The organism is Paenibacillus sp. FSL P4-0113 (genome assembly GCF_038009305.1).
Classification (GTDB): domain Bacteria; phylum Bacillota; class Bacilli; order Paenibacillales; family Paenibacillaceae; genus Paenibacillus; species Paenibacillus polymyxa_D.
Map to the genome: position 1 here is coordinate 5,432,147 of NZ_JBBPAZ010000001.1, position 19,711 is coordinate 5,451,857.

The window sequence follows — 19,711 nt, forward strand, 5'->3', positions numbered from 1 at the left end:
GGGAGGACCGGTCGGTCTGCCCTCTTTTTGTTCCCGGGCTGTAAATATGGTTTAATGGAGAGAGGGCAAAATAGAGATAAAGATGCACAAAGATAGGAGAGCTTGTATGACTCAAGAGGAGAAACAAACGGAATTACGCTGGTATGGCGCACCGCTACGTGTCCGTTATCAGGAAAGCGACCAGATGGGGGTCGTATATCATGCAAATTATTTGAACTGGTTTGAGATCGGGCGTACCGAAATGATCCGACAGACGGGTTTTAACTATCGGAGCATGGAGGAACGTGGAGTTTTACTGCCAGTTATTGAAATCAATGCGAAATATGCGAGTCCTGCTCGATATGATGATTTAATTACCGTTTATACCGCAATTACCGACTTCTCCAGACTGCGTCTAAACTATATCTATGAGGTTCGGCGGGTAACGGATGATGAGCATCAAAGGTATCTGGGAAAGGTATGGACCCAGGCAGACACGCTGCCGGGAGAGCTGCTCGTCACTGGGATGACACGTCACGTATGGGTGAACACCGAATGGAAGCCCGTTCGACTGGACCAGGCGCTACCTGAGCTGTACACTGCATTAAGGTTTGCTTTTACAGGCGGGGAGGGACAGAAGTCATGATGATGCGTAAACGTCTATGGCTGTTGCTGCTGCTCATTCCTTTGGCGGAGCTATACGGGTTTATATGGGTAAGTCACTGGATTGGAGCAGGCAAAACGATTTTACTCATCATTCTGACGACGCTAATCGGGGCTGCCATGATGCAATTTGAAGGTCGTAAGGTGATTGCCGATGCGAAAAATGAAATGAATCGGGGACAAATGCCCGGCCGTAAAATGCTGGATGGATTATGTGTCTTTTTTGGTGGGAGTTTGCTGCTTATCCCCGGATTTTTAACAGATATTATTGGTTTTACGTTGGTGTTCCCTTTAACACGAGCGTTGTACCGACGTTTTTTATTAAAGTGGCTGGAGAAAAAAATGAAAAACGGCAGTATTACGTTTCGGCGGTTTTGACGTGAGCTGCCGTTTTTCCTATCCATGATCTAGCGGACTCTTCCTGCGAGAATATAATTGCGCAAGTCCTGAATGACATTCGCACGATTCAGTGCATCAACGACAATGAGTGATACAGGTCCGATAATGAGTCCTAAAACGCCAAATAGCTTGAGCCCGATGAACATACCGATAAGGGTGGGAAGCGGGTTTAAGCCCACGCTGCTGGCCAGCACCTTAGGCTCCACGATCTGTCGTCCAATCAACAGGATGATATAAAGGATCGACAATCCTACCCCTAGCGCCAAATTACCAGACATATACGCATACAGTATCCACGGAATCATCACAATGCCAACCCCCAAATAAGGTAGCAAGTCCACCAGCCCGATCATTAAACCGATGGTAAAGGCGGATTCCACACGCAATATGAACAGCCCAACAATGACCGTTAATGCCGTAATGGAGATGATAATAAACTGTGCACGCAAATAGCCGTACAGTGCTTTACGTAGATCGTGCCATATATCCGACAATGGCTTGCGAATCGTATCAGGAACCGTGTTTGCGAGCATCCGACTATGTCGGTCCCAATCCTTACTAATAAAAAAAGCTGCTAATACAATAACCATTAGAACTGCTCCCATATTAGGCAGAGAGGTCAGCAAGTTCAAAACCCCATTAAAAAATTGAGCGACTAGCGTAGTGACAGCCGAACTGACGGTTTGAGTTGTTTTATCAATATTACTGTTAATGGTGTGTTGGTAATCCGGATTATCCCGGATGAAATGGTTAATTTCAATAATTACATTTTGAATCAAATCGCTTTGTGTCCAATCGATAAACAGGCTTTTAAAACGCTCAATATGCCCGTCAAAAGTCATGGCTAACTTTATAACTTCTCGAACCATGCGGGTGATTGCTGCAGACAGGATAATTGCAATTCCACCTAAATATACAAATAATGAGACCGTGACAGCCGTCCAACGTGGCATACGGGCTTTGTTACGCAGAAAACCAACCAATGGATTCATGGCATAAGCCACAAGCCAGGCGAATAGGAAAGGATAGACGAGAGAGAAAAGCACATATATGCCCAATAACAGAGCTACAATCACGATTGCCACCCATAGAGCACGAAATATGCGATTCAGGATTAACCGGCTCAAGCTCTCACGACTCCTTTCTTTTACGATAGTATTTCATAAAATAAATGCTCTACTATACATATGCGGGAAAGGGGGGAGACAAGACCTGTGTAAAAAAGTGCAAATGAATCAATATTTTTTGTAAGGGGTTTCAAAAATTTATTTATGGAAGCGATAAAACATTTGAATGTGTTGGAATAGCCCTCAATGTTCACATAAACGACAAAATCCAGTATAGTGAAAGAAGGTTTAAATATTGACATATGGCGTTAACATTACTCAGCTATTTAAAAGGCATATCTTACTTTTGAAAATGTTTACATTGCAAGTCCGTTCACAATGTTTTTACAAAGGAGAGATGTAACGATGACAGCGACTAAAGGTCTGGAAGGGATCGTAGCGACCACTTCCTCCATAAGCTCTATCGTAGATGGCGTTCTCACGTACCGGGGTTATAACATTGATGATTTGGCTGTTAACGCCGATTTTGAAGAGGTAGCTTATTTGTTGTGGTTTGGGAAATTGCCTGATAAAGAGCAATTGCAGGAGCTTCGCAACCAGTTAAGCGAATACGCTGCTATTCCGGATGAAATTGTTACTCAATTAAAGTTATATCCGAAAGATTTGAGCACGATGGCTGCCTTGAGATCAGCCGTATCGTCTCTCGCTTTGTATGACCCAGAGGCGGATGATATGTCGAGAGAGTCTAATGTGACCAAAACCGTCAAGCTTCAGGCGCAATTGCCTACCATTGTGGCAGCTATAGCACGTATACGCGAGGGCTTGGAGCCGATTGCGCCTAAAAAAGGTATTTCTATCGCTGAAAACTTTTTGTATCAGCTGACTGGCAAGGATCCAGAGGAGATGGCTATTAAAGCGTTCAATCAGGCTCTCGTGCTGCACGCCGATCATGAATTAAATGCCTCTACCTTTGCTGCGCGTGTAACGGTAGCCACATTGTCGGATATTTATTCCGGAATCACGTCTGCTATTGGAGCTTTAAAAGGACCACTGCATGGCGGGGCCAATGAGGCTGTGGCCAAAACGCTGGAGGAGATTGGTGGTTTGGATCAGTTGGACTCCTATATCCAGGCGAAACTGGATAATCGCGAAAAAATTATGGGCTTTGGACACCGAGTCTATAAAAACGGTGATCCGCGTGCCAAGCACTTGCACAAAATGTCCCGCGAGCTGGGGGAAATGAACGGCGACACAACGTTGTTTGATATGTCAGTTCGAATTGAGGAAATTGTAACAGGACAAAAAGGCTTGAAGCCCAATGTGGATTTTTATTCTGCCTCTGTTTATACCCAACTGGGTATCAAGAGAGACCTGTTTACACCTATTTTTGCTATGAGTCGTGTATCCGGTTGGACAGCGCACATTTTAGAGCAGTATGAAAATAATCGCCTGATTCGTCCTCGCGCCGAATATACAGGTCCAATGGATCAAAAATACGTATCACCAGAGTTGCGCTAACCCCTTGTCGAAGGAAGATTGAGGTTGTATACCCTGAATTTAAAAAATAAGGTACAATAGAGGGGACGACGAGAGATGTACGTTTTTGTCTGTGATAAAGATCATGTCTTTCGTCCTGTACCCATTCATATCTGAGGAGGAAAAGGAACTTATGGCGAAATTTGAAAAGTTTGAGCTCCCAACTGAAGGCGAAAAAATTACGATTGATAACGGTCAACTACAGGTTCCGAACCATCCGGTAATTCCGTTTATCGAAGGTGACGGCACGGGTCGCGATATCTGGAAAGCCTCCAAGCGCGTACTGGACGCAGCTGTAGAAAAAGCATATAACGGCAGCAAAAAGATTGCCTGGTATGAAGTATTCGCTGGTGAGAAAGCTTTCAATACATACGGCGAATGGCTCCCTAACGATACTTTGGAAGCCATCCGTGAGTATATTGTAGCCATTAAAGGTCCGCTTACGACACCTATTGGCGGTGGTATCCGTTCGTTGAATGTGGCATTGCGTCAGGAACTGGATTTATACGTATGTCTGCGTCCTGTTCGTTATTTTAACGGTGTTCCTTCTCCAGTGAAACGTCCTGAATTGGTAGATATGGTTATTTTCCGTGAGAACACAGAAGATATTTACGCGGGGATCGAGTATGCTGAAGGGTCCGAAGACGTGAAAAAGGTTATTCAGTTCCTCCAGCAAGAGCTGGGTGTGAACAAAATCCGTTTCCCTGAAACCTCTGGTATTGGCATTAAGCCAGTTTCTTCCGAGGGTTCAAAGCGTCTGGTACGGGCAGCCATTCAGTATGCAGTTGACCACGGACGCAAGAGTGTAACGCTTGTACACAAAGGTAACATTATGAAATTTACCGAGGGTGCCTTCAAAAACTGGGGTTATGAAGTGGCTGAGGAAGAATTTGCAGATAAAGTATTTACTTGGGCCCAATATGACGTAATCAAGGAAAAAGACGGTGAGGATGCGGCTAATGCAGCTCAAAAAGCAGCTGAAGATGCAGGCAAAATCATTATCAAGGATGCGATTGCTGATATCGCACTTCAGCAAGTACTGACTCGTCCTTCTGAATTTGATGTGATTGCTACGCTCAACCTGAACGGGGACTATCTGTCCGATGCTCTTGCTGCCCAAGTTGGTGGAATTGGTATTGCGCCAGGTGCGAACATTAACTATGTAACAGGGCATGCTATCTTTGAAGCTACACATGGTACAGCACCAAAATACGCCGACAAAGATGTAGTGAACCCTGGTTCCGTCATTCTGTCGGGCGTAATGTTGCTTGAACACTTGGGTTGGAAAGAAGCGGCTGACCTGATTTACAAAGGGCTGGAGACGTCCATTAATAAGAAGATTGTAACTTATGACTTTGCTCGTCTGATGGATGGTGCTACACAAGTGAAATGCTCCGAGTTCGCAGATACCATTATTAGTAACCTGTAAGGAAGGGGAATACCACTTGTCCATTCAACGTAAAAAAATATCCATTGTTGGCGCCGGTTTTACCGGTGCCACTACCGCATTGCTGCTGGCTCAAAAGGAGCTAGGTGATATCGTACTGATCGATATTCCGCAACTAGAGAATCCGACCAAAGGCAAGGCGCTTGATATTTTGGAGGCCGGTCCGGTACAGGGATTTGACAGTCAGATCACGGGCACTTCCAATTACGAGGATGCAGCTAACTCAGATATCGTCATTATTACAGCTGGGATTGCACGCAAGCCGGGTATGAGCCGTGATGATTTGGTAAATACGAACGCAGGAATTGTAAAATCCGTTTGTGAGAACGTGAAGAAGTATGCGCCAGATTCTATTGTTATTATTCTGAGCAATCCGGTAGATGCTATGACCTATACTGCCTACCAAACGCTGGGTTTCCCGAAAAATCGGGTTATTGGCCAATCCGGTGTGCTTGATACAGCGCGATATTGTACCTTTATTGCACAAGAGCTTAACGTTTCCGTCGAAGACGTGCGCGGCTTCGTTATGGGGGGCCACGGTGATGATATGGTGCCTCTGGTACGCTATTCCAGTGTTGGAGGTATACCTATCGAAACTCTGATTTCGCAGGAACGTATCGAAGCGATCGTACAACGTACACGCGGCGGTGGCGGAGAGATCGTCAACCTGTTGGGTAATGGTAGCGCATATTATGCTCCGGCAGCTTCGCTTGCACAGATGACGGAAGCGATTGTAAAAGACAAAAAACGGATTATCCCAGTCATCGCCTATCTGGAGGGAGAGTACGGCTATCAGGATTTATTCCTTGGCGTACCGACACTTCTTGGTGGCAATGGCATCGAAAAAGTGTTCGAGTTGGAATTGACAGCCGAAGAAAAAGCAGCGCTCGATCAATCCGCGGAGTCGGTCCGCAGTGTGATTAAAATAGTTACCGTTTAGATTCAATTTTCTACTAAAACGGTGACTATTACCTGAAGAGGTGTCCCTAAGCCATAGTCATGGCCGCGGGACACCTCTTTTACTCATAAACAGAATATAGGGAATCTATTCGTTTTCTTCCTTATTCCTTTGCTTTGACTCACTTCCCCGGTATAATAGAGTTCATATGCATTGATAGTTACATGAGGACTTTGCAAAATCCTGACATAGAAAAGCATGTCCCAAAACACTGAAAAAGATGGTAGTCATTCGTTGGAATATGATCGTTCTATGGAAAAAAAGTTTGTAAGAAAACAAAGAAGTGGAGGTTGTAAAATGTTTTTTATTCACATTATTGGATCACTGGCGATGGGTTTTTATTTATTGCTCCCCTTCGTGGTGGGCAAAATCGACAAATTGGCTCCTAGCGTGCAGGAAGGAACGATATCGGCTGTTCAGCTATTGAACCGTTTGGCTCAATTTGCGCTGATCTTAGTGCTTGTTAGCGGTATCTATATGATTTTTCCCTGGGGTTCTTATTCGGTAGCATGGATTGTTGTCGTTTTGCTGTTGTTTCTCGCTATTTCTGGTATTGCGGGAGCCATGGGTAAGCCGTTACGGCTGTCGCTGGAAGCGATTCGTAGCCAACAGCCTATTACGCAATATGCTGGCAAAATGCGAATGTTCAGTACGCTGCTTGCCGTCTTCCTGATTTTAATTACGTTTTTAATGGTATACAGCGATATTATTTAATTATGCATTTAGTGAGAGTCTATAATCGAATGATGACAAATGCTAAATTGAAAAACGGTCTGTGCTGAATAAGCATAGGCCGTTTTTTTTTGCGCTCAAATCACTACATTGTTCTTTTTTCGTTTAACGAATAACTTTGTGTGGTAATTCAGGAGTAGAGTGGATGCAAATGTTGCATCCTAAAAAATATCTGATTTTGAAGGGAGAATGTACAATGTCTAAAAGTAATCAACCTCAGCAAACTTTGCCCCCACAGCATCAGGACCAGCAACCGGGGATTGAGTCCAAAATGTCGCCTGCACCCCAATTTGAAAAACCAACTTACAAAGCCGCTGGCAAGCTAACAGGTAAAGTTGCACTTATTACTGGTGGGGACAGTGGAATTGGTCGGGCTGTAGCTGTCACGTATGCCAAAGAAGGTGCGGACGTAGCCATCATCTACTTGAATGAGCATAAGGATGCGGAAGAAACAAAACGTCAGGTGGAACAGGAGGGACGCAAATGCGTGTTGATTCCTGGCGATATCGGAGATGATCAATTTGCCAAAAAAGCGGTTCAACAGACAGTTAACGAACTGGGCAAGCTCGACATCGTTGTGAACAATGCGGCAGAGCAACATCCACAACAAAAGCTGGAGGATATCACCAAAGAACAGTTGGAGCGCACGTTCCGAACGAATATTTTCGGTATGTTCTTCTTGACGCAAGCAGCATTGCCGCATTTGAAAAAAGGGAGCACGATCGTCAACACAACATCGATTACCGCGTATGCTGGGAACAAGACACTCATTGATTATTCATCGACCAAAGGGGCAATCACATCCTTTACACGTTCCCTTTCACTCAATTTGGCAGATCAAGGCATTCGGGTGAACGCTGTAGCACCAGGGCCGATCTGGACACCGTTAATCCCGTCTACATTTGATGCTAAGACGGTCAGCGAGTTTGGAGGAGCGCAGCCAATGAAGCGTCCGGGTCAGCCGGAAGAATTGGCGCCAGCCTATGTGTACCTTGCTTCAGATGATTCTTCTTATGTAAGCGGACAGGTTATTCATATCAATGGCGGTGAAGTTATAAACGGATAAAAGGACAAGGAAAAGGTTAGGGCTGTGTTATGCCCTAGCCTTTTTTCTTTTCACAGTGGAACATAATGAAGGTAGCCTGTAGAATGAGACTTAACTTACATAAAGGATGGGCATATTTTATGAAATCGTTTCGTTTCAGGCTTACCCTGATCATGCTGATTTTGATTGGCGTATCTGTCCTTGCTGCTGGAATCACGATGGGACAAATTTTTAAAAATTCGAATATGAAGGTGCTAGAGGAGAACATGGGACGGGAGATCGACCTGCTTCGAGCTACATTCCCTTTTGTTAATGCAGATGCCCTGTCCAGCACGGATTATGTCTCTTATTATTCTCAAAAGGCGAAAGAAATTGCTCGTCTGACGGAATCGCGGGTGACCTTCATTCGCAAGGACGGGACGGTGGTTGGAGATTCGTTAAGCGATCCGCGTAAGATGGAAAATCACGCATCTCGTGAAGAAATTCAGCAAGCTTCAACAGAGAAGATTGGACGCACGATTCGTTACAGCGAAACCTTGCAGCGGAACATGCTATACGTTGCAGAGCCTGTTGTATCGGATAAGGGTTTTGACGGATATATCCGTTTGTCCATGAGTCTGAAAGCGGTGGAGGAGGGAGTGCAGCGCGGCTGGACGGCCATCGGGATTGGTCTAGTGTTGCTGTTTATTGCTGCTGGACTGGTGAGCTATCGTATTGCTCGCAGTCTCACCTCGCCCATTGAACATATTACTGGGGTAGCCAACCGTATATCAGGACTGGATTATGACGCAAGGGTTGGTGTGCAGCGCCGGGACGAGGTAGGGCAACTGGGTGAAGCCATTAATCGTATGGCTGATAGTCTCCAAAACCAAATGAAAACGATACGTGACAATGAGGATCTGCTCCAGAGTGTCATGAGTAATATGACAGGCGGAATTCTAATGATTGATGCAAATGAGTGTATTGCGCTTGTAAACCGTGAGTCTGAGCGAATGCTTGGTGTCGTGGGTAAACGGGTGACAGACAAGCCGTATCATGAGCTGAAGAAGCATTATGAGCTCACAAAGCTAATTGAGGGCAGTATACAAAGCCGAGAAAGGCTGCATGGTGAGGTTCATTTGTACAATCCCGAGGAGAGACTCGTGTTGCTGGACGGTGTTCCGATGTATGAGGATGAGGGCGGATACCGGGGGATGCTGTTCCTTTTACAGGATATTACGGCTATTCGACGGTTGGAAAATATGCGGAGCGAATTTGTGGCTAACGTTTCTCATGAGCTAAAAACGCCGATTGCCGCAGTCAAGGGTTTTGCCGAGACCTTGCTCGGTGGCGGGGTTAAAGATGAGGAGACGGCCCGTTCATTTTTGCAAATTATATATGATGAAAGCGAACGATTGAATCGGTTGATCGGTGATATTCTGGAGCTGTCCAAAATCGAGTCCAAGCGTTCCCCTCTGGAATGCTCGCCGGTGCACGTTTCGTCGTTCATAGAATCATTGCTGGAAAAACTGAACAATGTAGCTGCCAAAAAAAGAATTTCACTACACATGGATATCCCGGATGAGCTGTTTATGGAGGCAGATGAAGATAAGCTTCAGCAGATTTTCCTGAACCTTTTGTCTAATGGCATCAACTATACACTTGATGGTGGCAAGGTAAAGATTAAGGTTCTAACGATACAGCGGGAGAATGACACCGAAAAGGTCGTATTTACAGTCAGTGATACAGGTATTGGAATTCCGAAGAAGGACCTGCCACGTATCTTTGAGCGTTTTTACCGGGTGGACAAAGGTCGCTCGCGTAACTCTGGCGGAACGGGGCTGGGATTGTCGATCGTCAAACACTTGGTCGATTTGCATCATGGCACCCTTTCGGTGGAAAGTGAGCTTGGATTGGGTACTACATTTACAGTTGAATTACCGCTATTGCAACAGGAAGAATGAACTAGACCATTTTTTACATTCTGTTAACAATGCCGTGATAAAATAAACGGGTGTCGCATGAGTATGGAAAAAGTTTCAGGATTTTGACCAATGCGCCTTTAACAGGTAAACAGGAGATGAAGTTATTTATGGGACAACGCTTACTGGTTATTGAGGATGAACCAACGCTTGCCAGATTGCTATCCTACAATTTGATACAAGAAGGCTTCGAAGTGGATACGGAGGATCATGGCAGTGCCGGGTTTGAGAAAGCCTCCAGAGAGTCCTACGATTTGATCCTGCTGGATTTGATGCTGCCGGGAATGAACGGACTGGACATTCTGAGCAGACTTCGCCATCAGGGGCTGACGACGCCTATTATTATCTTAACGGCCAAAAACGGTGAAGCCGAGGTTGTCCAAGGGCTGAAGTCGGGTGCGGATGATTACATCACGAAGCCTTTTGGCGTTTCTGAGCTGTTGGCCCGCGTGACGGCTGTGCTGCGAAGAACTTCCGGTGGGGATGAAGGAGTGTTGTCTGATCAGAAAGATAGCTCCAAAATTCAATTGGGCGAGCTGGAGATTTACCCTGAAAAATATGAAGTCATTCTTGGAGGTCAGTCCATCAGCCTCAGACCCAAGGAATTTGAGGTGCTTCTTTATTTGTCCCGCAAGCCGGGTGTGGTCCTGACCCGGGATGATCTGATGAATGCTGTTTGGGGTTTTGACTATATTGGCGGTCAACGGACCGTGGATGTGCACGTCAGCTCCTTACGTAAAAAGCTGGAGCTTGATCCCGACTCGGTTCATATCGATTCGATCCGTGGAGTGGGGTACAAGCTGGTTGTAAATAAAAAAAGAAGCGCTTCTCATTTATTATAAATGAGGAGCGTTTTTCTTTATTCAGCGCAGTGTCCGGGGACCTTTGTGTCCATTTTGTGATTTTACATTTCATTAACAAAACTAGACGCTAGAATCAACAAATGACCGATATGATGTTCCCGTCACTCCAAGTAGTTAAAAAAAGGGGACTTCAGAACGATGATAACGGAACCAAAGACCCAGCCGAGCTCCACTGCCGTGATTGAACGTGAAGCATACAAGTCGATTACTACCTATGTGCCATGCCGGGAGGTTCCGATCATTGGTACGGATATGTCTTGTAAAGAACTGTTAGCCCTTATGAAAACACAGGAAGATATTCCTTGTGTCATTGTTGTGGATAAAAATGATCTTCCATTGGGCATTATTATGAGAGATGCGTACAATCGCCATTTTACGGGCAGATTTGCTGCGGCGTTGTTCTATGACAAGCCTGCGGCCCTATTTGCCGACCCCGATACATTAATTGTGGATCTGAAAAGCCAGGCATCGGACATTGTGGAACTGGCGATGCTGCGCGAAGATCAGCGTTTTTACGATTGTGTGTTGATTAAGGAAGGAACACGGTTACTCGGTGTACTCACGATTCGTGATATCCTGTCCGTCGTGCAGCGAATGCAAAGAGAAGCGGACGAAGAGCGGGGAGATGTGATTCGGCATAGCTATGACGGAGTCCAGCGTATTCAGCTGACTGTGCTGGATGCAGCTAAAGAGGCCGATGACAGTGTGCGGCTAACCCGCTCAATGAGTGAATTATCCCGTCGTGGCAAAGTAGAACTGGAGGATGTTTTGCTCTCCTATCGTGCGGTTACGGAGCAAATGAAACGCCAGCATGAGCAAATGACGGCATTGACGCAATCGCTGAATGACATTGCGGGCATGGCTTCATCCATTCGTGCACTGGCAGATCACAGTGGATTGCTGGCGATCAACGCGTCCATTGAAGCGGCACATGCTGGCGAACATGGACGAGGCTTCCAGATTGTGTCTCAGGAGGTGCGGAATATGTCACTCCAGACGAAAGCTTTTTCCACACAGATTACAGGCTTACTCACCCATATCGAGCAAATGCTGCGTGACACCGCTGAACTGACGGATACGAGTATGCAGCAGATTCATACAGGCTCTCAATATATATCTGCCGGAACACAAACTTTTGCCAAACTACTGCAGGCTGTCGATGAAATTGAAGCTAAAAACAGTGAAATGTCCCGTTCCGCAGAGGAAGCAGCTTTGAATGCAGCCGAAATTGCGCAGGAGCTTGAGCTCATGCTAAGTTCTTGATCATTTTACATACCGTTAACAAATCCACCACACTAAATTTACACACAGCTTATATAATCTTCATATTGTGCAAATCAGGTGCAATGCTTGAGGATCATAACTGCAACACGAAGGAGATCATAAATCCATGAATGATTCCGTAATCCGGATTGATAAGCTGAATTTATATTATGAGAAATTTCACGCGCTGAAACATATAAACCTCGATATTCCTGAAAAAACGGTAACTGCCTTTATCGGCCCGTCCGGCTGCGGCAAATCGACCCTACTGCGTACGCTGAACCGGATGAATGACATGATACCAGGTACGCGTATTGAAGGCACCGTGAGTATCGCAGGCCAGGATATATACGGCGATACTATGGAAGTAGAAACTCTGCGGAAGCAGGTGGGAATGGTTTTTCAACAGCCTAACCCGTTTCCCAAATCGATTTATGATAACGTGGCCTACGGCCCGCGTCTGCATGGAGTTCGGCAAAAGGACAAGTTGGACGAATTGGTCGAGCAAAGCCTGCGGCAGGCGGCACTCTGGGAAGAGGTCAAGGACTTTTTGAAGCGTTCTGCTCTGAGCTTGTCCGGTGGACAACAGCAGCGGTTGTGCATTGCCCGGGCGCTTGCTGTACAACCAGATATTTTGCTTATGGACGAGGCGACATCTGCGCTGGATCCGATCTCCACGATGAAAATTGAAGAACTGGTTCAGGAATTGCGAGACACATATACCATTGTCATGGTGACGCATAACATGCATCAGGCAGCTCGTGTGTCTGGTAGAACTGCATTCTTTTTGAATGGTGTTGTGGTGGAAGCGGCGGATACAGAGACAATGTTTTCCACGCCGCAGGATTCACGAACGGAAGATTATATTTCAGGGCGATTTGGCTAAAGCCTACCTGATGAATATGCCAGAAGGGGTGACTTCGAAATGATACGTAGAAAAGGTTTTGATGAAGGGTTAGATGAACTGAGAGCCGTACTGCGCGAAATGGGTGCACACGTTTCGAAGGCGCTCGATCAGGCCATTGAATGTTTGCAGACCAAAAATACAGAATTGGCTCAGCAGGTGGTCAAAAATGATGCATCCCTCAATACGCTGGAAGAGAATATTCTCGATATGGGTTCCAAGCTCATTATTACCCAGCAGCCGGTAGCGAAGGATTTGCGCCGAATCATTGTTGCATTTAAAATTTCCAGTGATCTGGAACGAATGGGCGATTTGGCACTTGATATTGCCAAGGTGACCCTTCGTCTGGAAGGGCAGCAGATCATTAAGCCGCTGGTGGATATTCCGCACATGGCTTCCATTGTTAAAGAAATGATAGATGATGCGATCAAATCCTATTTGGATGAAAACACAGATCTGGCCTACAAAATGGCCAAAGAGGATGATCGTGTGGATTCCATGTATAGCCACATGATCAGCGATCTGTACGCCTTTATGGTAGAAAAGCCGGCAGAGGCTTCACAAGCTATGCTGCAGTTGCTTGTAGGACGATACATTGAACGAATTGGTGACCATGCTACGAATATCGGTGAAAGCACTGTATATCTCGTGACAGGGGAGAGACCAGATTTGAACCAGTAGAGCTTTCAGGTATATAGCGGTTGTTTCTGACCCAGACTTGTCTTTGAGCAAAAGGCAAATTTGGTTAGGAAGCAGCCGTTTTTTTCTGAAAAAGGAGTCTTGTATGTTAAGATAGGAAGAGGAATGCGTAAAACGTAAGAACGTTACGAATGCATTGATGAACTTGCGAGGTGCTAAATGGATAAACTCATGCTTATAGATGGTAACAGTATCATTTACCGGGCGTTTTTTGCTATGCCACCGTTAACGAATTCGAGCGGGCAACAGACGAACGCGGTATACGGATTTACGACGATGTTATTGCGGCTCTTAGAGGAGCACAAACCAACACATATGCTGGTTGCCTTCGATGCCGGTAAAATAACGTTTCGCCATAAGGGATACGAGGATTACAAAGGTGGACGGGAGAAAACCCCGCCAGAGCTGTCCCAGCAATTTCCGTTGCTGAAAGAGCTATTGACCGCTTTCGGCATTGCCCAGTTTGAATTGGATGGCTATGAGGCGGACGATATTATAGGGACCCTGTCCAAGACAGCGGACGAAGCCGGCTTCAATGTGCTGGTCGTGACCGGGGACAAGGATATGCTTCAATTGGCTTCAGACCATGTCACAGTCGGCTTGACTCGCAAAGGGGTTACTGAGGTGGAGACGTATGGACCTGAGCAAATTCAGGAACGATATGGGCTGAAGCCGCTGCAAATTATTGATCTTAAGGGCCTGATGGGCGATACGTCGGACAATATTCCTGGTATTCCCGGCGTGGGTGAAAAAACAGCGCTCAAGCTGCTGCATCAATACGGTTCAGTCGAAGAAGTGCTGGCGCACACGAATGAGCTGAAGGGCAAAATGAAAGAACGCGTTGAGACACATGCTGACGATGCGCGAATGAGCAAAGATTTGGCGACCATTTATCGGGACGTAACGTTGGACAAGCAGCTGGAAGATGTGGCCTTCGGCGGGCTGCAAGCAGAAACAGCCGGGCCAGCTCTGGCGAAGCTGGAGTTCAAGTCCTTGCTGGAACGTTTATCTTTTTCAGGTGAGGTTGGCAGTACTGGGGTAGACGTAGAGGAAGCCGCGGCTGACGTAACAGTGCTGGATGAGCAGCGGATTAGCGAATTGGTAGAAGTGTTGGATCATGTGGATGTGCTGCATGTTGAGACGCATGGCGATAATCCGCATCATGCTGACATCGTAGGTCTGATATTTGCCGCAACGGGACAGCAGTTTTTTATGACACTGGGTGTACTGCAAAGCGATACAGCTACACCTATTCGCGAATGGCTTGCTGACCCTGAACGCAAAAAACGCGGTCATGATCTGCATCGTACGGATTTGGCTTTACACTGGCATGGAATTGAGTTTGCAGGTGCCGAGTTTGATGTGCAACTGGCAGGATACTTGCTGGACCCAACTGATGCAAACCAGACATTGAGCGGATTGGCAGCCAAATATGGCTTGTCTTCGATCCGTCCTGACGAAGAAGTGTTCGGCAAAGGAGCTAAATATAAAGTTCCTGACGTGGATGTACTGTCTGATCATGTGGCGCGTAAGGCAGCGGTGATTGAAGCTTTGGTGCCTGTGCAGCAGGCTGAGTTGGAGAAAACGGAAATGCATAAGCTGTTTCATGAGCTGGAGATGCCGTTGTCCCGCATTTTGGCGGATATGGAGAAGCAGGGCATTTTGGTGAACGTAGAAGAACTGCGTGCTTTGGGTAAAGAATTTGAAGCCCAGATCGCAACGTTGGTGAACGAGATCTACAGCATTGCCGGAGTAGAGTTCAATCTGAATTCGCCTAAGCAGTTGGGTGAGATTTTGTTTGATAAACTGGGTTTACCTGTCATTAAAAAGACGAAAACGGGGTACTCGACCGATGCGGAGGTACTGGAAAAGCTGGCCCCCTATCATGATATTGTACAAAACATTTTGCAGTACCGTACCATTGCCAAACTCCAATCGACGTATGTTGAAGGATTGCTTAAAGAAATTTCGGAGAAAACGGGTAAGGTGCATACGTATTTCCGGCAGACGGTTGCAGCAACTGGACGCTTGAGTAGTCAATTTCCGAATTTGCAAAACATTCCGATTCGTCTTGAAGAAGGTCGCAAAATCCGCAAAGTATTTGTTCCGTCCGAACCGGGCTGGTCTATTTTGGCGGCAGACTACTCACAGATTGAGCTGCGGGTGCTGGCTGATATTTCGGATGATGAACGTTTGAAGGAAGCCTTTGTCCACGATATGGACATTCACACCAAGACCGCATCCGATGTGTTCGGTGTAGCAGCGGAAGATGTGGACTCCAATATGCGGCGTTCTGCGAAGGCAGTCAACTTTGGGATTGTCTACGGGATCAGTGATTATGGTCTGTCACAAAATTTGAATATTACGCGGAAGGAAGCGGCTCGCTTTATCGACCAGTATTTTGATGTGTTCCAAGGCGTTCGCCGTTACATGGATGATATTGTGAAGGATGCGAAGCGGGACGGCTACGTAAAAACGCTGTTGGAACGCAGACGCTATTTGCCGGAGATTAACGCCAGCAATTTCAACCTGCGTTCATTCGCCGAGCGTACAGCGATGAATACGCCGATTCAAGGCACCGCAGCTGATATTATCAAGTTGGCGATGGTACAGATGGATAAAGCGCTACGTGAACGTAATCTTCGTAGCAGAATGCTGCTCCAAGTACATGATGAGCTTGTATTCGAGGTTCCGCCTGAGGAAATGGAAACGATGAAAGAGCTTGTCCCGGCTACCATGGAAGCTGCATTAAAGCTGGCTGTGCCGCTCAAAGCCGAAGTAAGCTATGGCAGCAATTGGTATGAGGCCAAATAAGATATTTCAATGAGTAGATAGTCCCAATTTGACGCTGCTTCCGTTATAATATAGGGTGAGGTGAAGACATCATGCCGGAATTACCGGAAGTAGAAACCATTAAACGAACGCTAAACGAGCTTATCGTTGATAAACATATAGATCATGTCACTGTGAATCTGCCGCGGATCATTCAACGGCCCGATGATATCCACGCTTTTGCCATGGAATTGGCTGATCACCGGATTACAGGGGTGGAGAGACGCGGAAAGTTTCTGCGGATTTTGCTGGACGGGCTGGTGCTGGTCTCCCATCTTCGAATGGAAGGGCGATATGGATTATATTCACAACATGATCCTGTGGAAAAGCATACCCATGTCATCTTTCATTTTAAAGATGGTACGGAGCTGCGTTATCAGGATGTGCGCCAGTTTGGCACGATGCACTTATTTCCAGCAGGACAGGATTTGCTGGAAAAGCCGCTGAACAAACTTGGTCTGGAACCGATGGACGAGGCCTTTACACCAGAAATGCTGCGTGCCGCTGTTGGAACTCGTTCGACTTCGATCAAGGCAGCGCTGTTAAACCAGTCATATGTGGTGGGCATCGGGAATATCTATGTAGATGAATCGTTGTTTAAGGCGGGGATTCATCCAGCACAGCCAGCCAAAAGCCTAACGGATAGCCAATTTCATGTCTTGCATGAAGCTATTGTCTCCACGCTAGGTGCGTCCATTCAGGTTGGAGGCTCGTCCATTAAATCATTCGTGAATGGACAGGGCGAAGCGGGCGACTTCCAGCATCAATTGCAAATCTATGGACGTAACGCGAAGCCTTGCATCAACTGTGGTACATTGATCGAAAAATCTGTCGTAGCCGGACGGGGCACACATCATTGTCCGGTCTGCCAGCCTCTGCGCTAAACAAGCACAGTCACCCCAAGCCCATCCCTCTCATATATTGTTCCAAGTACCAATACTGCGGAGGGTTTCGGTTGTTATAAGGCCCTGCCTTCGCAATGGGAGGGAATTGGAGTGGCTAATCATTGGGGAGCCCTGCTGTTACTGGCATTTGCGCTAAGTTTGGACAGTTTCGGAGTCGGTGTTACATATGGTCTGCGCAAAATGAAAATTCCACTGTTGTCGATTGCTATCATCTCCGTATGTTCAGGTTTGGTGATCGGCATATCCATGCAATTGGGCGCATTACTATCTCGTGTCCTGTCTCCTGTATATACGACCGTTTTCGGTGCTGTCATCCTGATCTGTATTGGCTGTTACTCTTTGATTCAAGCTCTGCACCGCAAAGAGGATTTGCCAGAGGATTCAGTGGAGCCCTCTCGGGGTCTGCTTCTTACAAAACAGACTGATCCAGCGAGCAGATCTGTTCTTGGGGAGAAGGAGGGTATGGAGAATGCTGATACCGAGTCTTTCCCCAGCTCAAGAAAAGATCTGTCGGCAGAAGCTTCTGTGGAGCAGCAGGAACGAACAGTATTTTCTCTGGAGTTTCGCAAATGGGGGCTTGTTATTCGGATTCTTCGAAGCCCGTCTGCTGCGGATATGGACCGTTCCGGCAGTATATCTGCTACCGAAGCGGTTTGGCTGGGTATTGCATTATCGGTCGATGCGTTCGGAGCGGGACTCGGGGCAGCTATGCTTGGTTTTCAACCACTGTCTACTGCGCTGGCTATTACGTTATTCAGTGGAACATTTTTGATTGCAGGGATGAAGGCAGGTTTCTTTCTATCAGCATTTCGATTTATGAAGGCGCTGGGTGTATTGCCGGCATTATTACTGATTATGATGGGCATATTGAAGCTGTTATGAGGTGAAAGAGCATGAATATCGGATTAACCGGAGGTATTGCTACCGGAAAAAGCACCGTGTCGGCTCTTTTGGTCGCCAAAGGTGCGCTGCTGATCGACGCAGATGCCATTGCCCGGGAAGTGATGCTTCCGGGGCATCCGGTGTTGGCGGCGGTCATACAGCATTTTGGACAAGCTATAGTGAACAGTGACGGAACTCTGCATCGCAAAAAGCTGGGAGAGATTGTATTCGGAGACCCTGCCCAGCGGCAGGCACTTAACGATATTACACATCCTGCTATTCGTGAGGAAATGCGTATGCGCATGGAAGCATTCGAACGGGAACAGCCGAACAAGCTTGTTTTGGCAGATATTCCGTTACTGTACGAGTCGGGGCTTGAGAGCTTGTACGAGGAAATTATGGTTGTGTACGTACCACGTGATATTCAGCTCCAGCGTCTGGTGCTCAGAGACGGTCTGACGGAGGAGCAAGCTGGACTTCGGCTGTCCGCACAAATGGATATTGAGCAAAAGAAAAGCTTGGCCGATATCGTTATTGATAATAGCGGAACACAGACTGAGACGAAGCGACAAATTGATCAATTTTGGCAGCGGAAGGGACTTGCATGAATATTTTGCGAAAGAAAAGAGTCCTGCTCATTTTGTTTGTCGGGTTTGTCCTGATTCTATTCCTTAATTCAAATTGGATGCCCTGGTTCTATCCAATTCAATATAAGGATGAGATTCGGCAGTATTCACAGACGTATGAAGTAGACCCATTTTTGGTGGCGTCTATTATCCGTGTAGAAACCAATTTTAAAACCAGTAAGCAGTCACATAAGGGGGCGCTAGGGCTGATGCAGATTATGCCGAATACGGCAAATTGGATTATGGACAGCGCCCAGATTCAAAAGGTTCCGCTGGACAGAGTCAAGCACGAGCCTGGCACCAATATTGAGCTGGGAACCTGGTATTTGCATAACCTATCCATAAAGTTTCAGGATAATCCTGTAGCAATCGTAGCTGCTTACAATGCAGGGCCGGGTAAAGTTCAAGAGTGGCTGGATAAGGGAGTGTGGGATGGAAAAGAAGAGTCCATCAAGCAAATCCCTTTTGGTGAAACACGACATTATGTACAGCGGGTCATTTATTACTACAGGCAATACACGAAAATTTATAATGATTTTTAAATCCAAGTTAATGACATGATGAGCTTTTCGCTTTAAAATGAAAAAAGCGTTGGACAGGCTGTTTTTACCAGCCCATCCAGACACTTTTTCTTGTTATTTTTGCATTATTACCGCGATTATTGGTATTGACCTGCCAATTGTTGTTCAGCGATCGTTACGAGGCGTTTTGTGATGTAGCCCCCGATCGAACCGTTCTCATAGGAAGTCATATTACCTTGGTATCCATCTTGAGGAATGCTGATACCCAACTCTTGAGCGATTTCAAATTTCATTTGCTCCAGAGCGCCGGAGGATCTGCTGACTACCAGATTGTTGGAGTTGCCATTGTTTCCTTGTGCCATTGTTGTTCACCTCCTCGCGATATGGTAAACATATTATGATCTGTTTTGACAAAATTATTACTAAAAG

General features: G+C 46.4%; 19 protein-coding genes. 17 read left to right on the forward strand and 2 right to left on the reverse strand.

Going from position 1 to position 19,711, the window contains the following annotated elements:
• Positions 1-106 precede the first annotated feature (106 nt).
• Both MKX46_RS23845 and MKX46_RS23850 read left to right on the forward strand, forming a co-directional pair.
• Positions 107-625 carry an acyl-CoA thioesterase gene (locus MKX46_RS23845; RefSeq protein WP_029516620.1) on the forward strand — a complete coding sequence of 173 codons (519 nt, stop codon included), beginning with the start codon at positions 107-109 and terminating at the stop codon, positions 623-625.
• Entirely contained in the window at positions 622-1,020 is a 399-nt protein-coding gene (locus MKX46_RS23850) for an FxsA family protein (RefSeq protein WP_013309596.1), read from the forward strand. Before MKX46_RS23845 ends, MKX46_RS23850 begins: the two co-directional genes overlap by 4 nt.
• A gap of 29 nt (positions 1,021-1,049) precedes the next feature.
• Here MKX46_RS23850 and ytvI read toward each other — a convergent pair whose 3' ends face one another.
• On the reverse strand, positions 1,050-2,168 hold the full coding sequence (gene ytvI, locus MKX46_RS23855) for a sporulation integral membrane protein YtvI (protein ID WP_341071868.1): 1,119 nt from the start codon (positions 2,166-2,168) through the stop codon (positions 1,050-1,052).
• 345 nt (positions 2,169-2,513) lie between these two features.
• Here ytvI and citZ point away from each other — a divergent pair, with 345 nt between their 5' ends.
• From citZ to MKX46_RS23930, 15 genes are all read left to right on the forward strand, one after another.
• Positions 2,514-3,626 (forward strand): citrate synthase, encoded by a 1,113-nt coding sequence (gene citZ, locus MKX46_RS23860; protein ID WP_069011199.1) that lies wholly within the window; start codon positions 2,514-2,516, stop codon positions 3,624-3,626.
• Positions 3,627-3,777: 151 nt separating this feature from the next.
• Positions 3,778-5,073 (forward strand): NADP-dependent isocitrate dehydrogenase, encoded by a 1,296-nt coding sequence (gene icd / locus MKX46_RS23865; RefSeq protein ID WP_029516624.1) that lies wholly within the window; start codon positions 3,778-3,780, stop codon positions 5,071-5,073.
• A gap of 16 nt (positions 5,074-5,089) precedes the next feature.
• Complete coding sequence (mdh, locus tag MKX46_RS23870; RefSeq protein WP_028542892.1) at positions 5,090-6,031, forward strand: malate dehydrogenase; 942 nt, start codon at positions 5,090-5,092, stop codon at positions 6,029-6,031.
• A 315-nt stretch (positions 6,032-6,346) separates the two neighbouring features.
• On the forward strand, positions 6,347-6,763 hold the full coding sequence (locus tag MKX46_RS23875; RefSeq protein ID WP_069011198.1) for a hypothetical protein: 417 nt from the start codon (positions 6,347-6,349) through the stop codon (positions 6,761-6,763).
• A gap of 214 nt (positions 6,764-6,977) precedes the next feature.
• Positions 6,978-7,847, forward strand: coding sequence for an SDR family oxidoreductase (locus tag MKX46_RS23880; protein ID WP_029516625.1), 870 nt, complete (start codon positions 6,978-6,980; stop codon positions 7,845-7,847).
• 119 nt (positions 7,848-7,966) lie between these two features.
• Positions 7,967-9,769, forward strand: a complete 1,803-nt coding sequence (gene pnpS / locus MKX46_RS23885; RefSeq protein ID WP_029516626.1) for a two-component system histidine kinase PnpS — start codon at positions 7,967-7,969, stop codon at positions 9,767-9,769.
• 128 nt (positions 9,770-9,897) lie between these two features.
• On the forward strand, positions 9,898-10,629 hold the full coding sequence (locus MKX46_RS23890; RefSeq protein ID WP_013309604.1) for a response regulator transcription factor: 732 nt from the start codon (positions 9,898-9,900) through the stop codon (positions 10,627-10,629).
• Positions 10,630-10,788: 159 nt separating this feature from the next.
• Positions 10,789-11,913: a methyl-accepting chemotaxis protein gene (locus tag MKX46_RS23895; protein WP_029516627.1), complete on the forward strand. Its 1,125-nt coding sequence runs from the start codon at positions 10,789-10,791 to the stop codon at positions 11,911-11,913.
• Positions 11,914-12,040: 127 nt separating this feature from the next.
• The gene (gene pstB / locus MKX46_RS23900) at positions 12,041-12,799 is read left to right on the forward strand and encodes a phosphate ABC transporter ATP-binding protein PstB (RefSeq protein ID WP_023987922.1); all 759 of its coding nucleotides are present in this window, start codon (positions 12,041-12,043) and stop codon (positions 12,797-12,799) included.
• A 39-nt stretch (positions 12,800-12,838) separates the two neighbouring features.
• Complete coding sequence (gene phoU / locus MKX46_RS23905) at positions 12,839-13,498, forward strand: phosphate signaling complex protein PhoU (protein ID WP_025721993.1); 660 nt, start codon at positions 12,839-12,841, stop codon at positions 13,496-13,498.
• A gap of 177 nt (positions 13,499-13,675) precedes the next feature.
• Entirely contained in the window at positions 13,676-16,330 is a 2,655-nt protein-coding gene (gene polA / locus MKX46_RS23910) for a DNA polymerase I (RefSeq protein ID WP_069011197.1), read from the forward strand.
• 71 nt (positions 16,331-16,401) lie between these two features.
• Positions 16,402-17,232: a DNA-formamidopyrimidine glycosylase gene (gene mutM, locus MKX46_RS23915; protein WP_069011196.1), complete on the forward strand. Its 831-nt coding sequence runs from the start codon at positions 16,402-16,404 to the stop codon at positions 17,230-17,232.
• A 111-nt stretch (positions 17,233-17,343) separates the two neighbouring features.
• Positions 17,344-18,135 carry an MntP/YtaF family protein gene (locus MKX46_RS23920; RefSeq protein ID WP_029516631.1) on the forward strand — a complete coding sequence of 264 codons (792 nt, stop codon included), beginning with the start codon at positions 17,344-17,346 and terminating at the stop codon, positions 18,133-18,135.
• Between the two features lie 11 nt (positions 18,136-18,146).
• The gene (gene coaE / locus MKX46_RS23925) at positions 18,147-18,743 is read left to right on the forward strand and encodes a dephospho-CoA kinase (RefSeq protein WP_039269909.1); all 597 of its coding nucleotides are present in this window, start codon (positions 18,147-18,149) and stop codon (positions 18,741-18,743) included.
• Positions 18,740-19,303, forward strand: a complete 564-nt coding sequence (locus tag MKX46_RS23930; protein WP_069011195.1) for a lytic transglycosylase domain-containing protein — start codon at positions 18,740-18,742, stop codon at positions 19,301-19,303. Before coaE ends, MKX46_RS23930 begins: the two co-directional genes overlap by 4 nt.
• Before the next feature lie 116 nt (positions 19,304-19,419).
• Here the strand turns inward: MKX46_RS23930 and MKX46_RS23935 are convergent, their stop codons facing one another.
• A complete protein-coding gene (locus tag MKX46_RS23935; protein WP_025685069.1) occupies positions 19,420-19,644 on the reverse strand; it encodes an alpha/beta-type small acid-soluble spore protein in 225 nt (74 codons plus the stop codon).
• Positions 19,645-19,711: the final 67 nt, after the last annotated feature.

Bases quoted from the DNA above. Each gene is read 5' to 3' on its own strand.
- MKX46_RS23935 (WP_025685069.1), bottom strand. From the start codon at position 19,644: ATGGCACAAGGAAACAATGGCAACTCCAACAATCTGGTAGTCAGCAGA.
- phoU (WP_025721993.1), top strand. From the start codon at position 12,839: ATGATACGTAGAAAAGGTTTTGATGAAGGGTTAGATGAACTGAGAGCC.
- citZ (WP_069011199.1), top strand. From the start codon at position 2,514: ATGACAGCGACTAAAGGTCTGGAAGGGATCGTAGCGACCACTTCCTCC.
- pstB (WP_023987922.1), top strand. From the start codon at position 12,041: ATGAATGATTCCGTAATCCGGATTGATAAGCTGAATTTATATTATGAG.
- MKX46_RS23890 (WP_013309604.1), top strand. From the start codon at position 9,898: ATGGGACAACGCTTACTGGTTATTGAGGATGAACCAACGCTTGCCAGA.
- icd (WP_029516624.1), top strand. From the start codon at position 3,778: ATGGCGAAATTTGAAAAGTTTGAGCTCCCAACTGAAGGCGAAAAAATT.
- MKX46_RS23895 (WP_029516627.1), top strand. From the start codon at position 10,789: ATGATAACGGAACCAAAGACCCAGCCGAGCTCCACTGCCGTGATTGAA.
- MKX46_RS23875 (WP_069011198.1), top strand. From the start codon at position 6,347: ATGTTTTTTATTCACATTATTGGATCACTGGCGATGGGTTTTTATTTA.
- coaE (WP_039269909.1), top strand. From the start codon at position 18,147: ATGAATATCGGATTAACCGGAGGTATTGCTACCGGAAAAAGCACCGTG.
- MKX46_RS23850 (WP_013309596.1), top strand. From the start codon at position 622: ATGATGATGCGTAAACGTCTATGGCTGTTGCTGCTGCTCATTCCTTTG.
- MKX46_RS23880 (WP_029516625.1), top strand. From the start codon at position 6,978: ATGTCTAAAAGTAATCAACCTCAGCAAACTTTGCCCCCACAGCATCAG.
- MKX46_RS23845 (WP_029516620.1), top strand. From the start codon at position 107: ATGACTCAAGAGGAGAAACAAACGGAATTACGCTGGTATGGCGCACCG.
- mutM (WP_069011196.1), top strand. From the start codon at position 16,402: ATGCCGGAATTACCGGAAGTAGAAACCATTAAACGAACGCTAAACGAG.
- MKX46_RS23930 (WP_069011195.1), top strand. From the start codon at position 18,740: ATGAATATTTTGCGAAAGAAAAGAGTCCTGCTCATTTTGTTTGTCGGG.
- polA (WP_069011197.1), top strand. From the start codon at position 13,676: ATGGATAAACTCATGCTTATAGATGGTAACAGTATCATTTACCGGGCG.
- pnpS (WP_029516626.1), top strand. From the start codon at position 7,967: ATGAAATCGTTTCGTTTCAGGCTTACCCTGATCATGCTGATTTTGATT.